General features: G+C 50.7%; 2 protein-coding genes. Both read right to left on the reverse strand.

The genetic code is table 11. The annotated features are described in order from the left end of the window. Positions 1-314 (reverse strand): transposase (locus tag BLV81_RS23425; protein WP_176992947.1); only part of this gene is annotated, 314 nt, incomplete at its 3' end. A gap of 18 nt (positions 315-332) precedes the next feature. Further along, a complete protein-coding gene (locus tag BLV81_RS23430; RefSeq protein WP_092360285.1) occupies positions 333-749 on the reverse strand; it encodes a hypothetical protein in 417 nt (138 codons plus the stop codon). Positions 750-1,041 lie beyond the last annotated feature (292 nt).

Genomic DNA, 1,041 nt, shown 5'->3' on the forward strand with positions numbered 1-1,041 from the left:
TCGAAGCTCGCCAGCCGGTCGCGGGGAATGTCCAGGTGCAGTTCGCCGCCTGGCGTGAGCACCTTCTTTGGGCTGCTGCCATTGCGGTGGTTCTGGCTCGCTTCGCCTTCGCTGGCGAGATGATGGCTCAGCTCCGCTGTCAACATACGCTCGGCCAGCATCTTCTTGAGCTGCCCGGCCAGCCCAGATTCGCCAAGGATCGACTCGGCGTCCTTGTTCTGCACTTGGGCCAGCAGCTGGTCAATCAGCTCGACCGGGATGAGGCTAGGTGCTTTCTGCTTCTTCGGTTTCTTTGTGGTCATTACGTTGGTCATGGAATTTCCCTTTCGGTATTATTTCATAACCCCGTTCACACAGAAAATCTGACAGGCTCGCCGGATAGCATCTCTTTCGTGCGGAAACCCATCATTCGCGCTTAACGAGTAATCCTTACCGGTCCCCAGCACCGCAATGACCTTACCCAACGCCTCCTCAAAACGGCGATCATACTCGCCGATCAAGTGCCGGTAAGCTGGTTCCGACAACGAGTCAGCATTGAAATACACATCAAAGGTAGCTTCAACAGATCTTATGAAACCATCTTCGCGGAAGTAGAAGCTGTATTTCCGCTGCTTCTCATCTTGAAATGTACGTCGCTTACCTGCACTCTGCACAAGCTTCAAACCTCGACCCGGAAGCTCCGCTAACACTTCATCCAAATTCCACCGTGTTTGGATTCGAGTCAACATCTGGACGACCTGTTCAATCACACACTACTCCTTGAGTATCTAGCCATGCTGCCAAAATTCTAAACTCCCCCAATAGGCGGTCGAATTTCTCTTTTATTCCGACTGAACATCTCTGAATTTCTGTTTCTGACCGATAAAAACTGGTCAGGTGAAAGACCTATCTCTAATCCTTTAATCGTTCTGGATGAATAACCATACGGTTCCTGGACGGCAGCTATTGGCCCAGAGTGTGTAAAAACATAGAAATTCGTTGGCACGATCAATAACGTGTTCAACGACCGCCATCCAAGTCACGAGAGCGGTTTATTCTGAC

It is taken from the genome of Collimonas sp. OK242, from assembly GCF_900107095.1.
GTDB lineage: Bacteria > Pseudomonadota > Gammaproteobacteria > Burkholderiales > Burkholderiaceae_D > Collimonas.